Annotated in this window: 1 protein-coding gene; it reads left to right on the top strand. The window is 75.3% G+C overall.

Annotated elements, in window-relative coordinates:
- The coding region (locus D183_RS25555) for a S8 family serine peptidase (protein ID WP_017910790.1) at positions 1 to 603 on the top strand (603 nt) is incomplete at both ends.

The raw sequence follows: 603 nt of genomic DNA, 5'->3' as shown, positions 1-603 counted from the left end.
GCTCCGGCAGCCGCTGGCGCCGCGACGGGCGGCTTCGTGGTCGGCCTGATCGACAGCGGCGTGGACGCCGCGCATCCGGCGCTGGCCGGCGTGCAGGTGCAATCCTGGGGCTGCGACGGGCAGGTGCGCGCGCAGCCGCACGGCACGGCGGTCGCCTCGCTGCTTGCCGGACGCGCGGTGGCGCACGGGCCGTTCGCGCGCACCCTGTATGCGGCCGACATCTATTGCGGACAGGCCGATGGCGGCACCGTGGTCGAGCTGGTCGGGGCACTGGCATGGATGGCGCAGCAGCAGGTGCCGGTGATCAACATCAGCCTGATCGGCGGGCCCAACCGTGCGTTGCAACTCGCCGTGCAGCGCATGCTCGCGCGCGGCCACGTGTTGGTCGCGGCGGTGGGCAACGACGGCCCGGCGGCACCGCCGCTGTATCCCGCGGCCTATCCCGGGGTGATCGGCGTCACCGCGGTGGATGCGCGTGCGCGGGTCTTGCCGGAGGCGGGGCGAGGGCCGCAGGTGGCCTTCGCCGCGGTCGGCGAACTGATCGCCGCGGCACCGCAGGGCCGCTGGCAGGCGCAGCGCGGCACCTCCTTCGCGGCGCCGCTG

This window comes from Xanthomonas sp. SHU 199 (genome assembly GCF_000364665.1).
Lineage (GTDB): Bacteria > Pseudomonadota > Gammaproteobacteria > Xanthomonadales > Xanthomonadaceae > Xanthomonas_A > Xanthomonas_A sontii.
The sequence above is the reverse complement of the archived record's forward strand: the minus strand, read 5'-3'. Positions and strand labels throughout refer to the sequence as shown.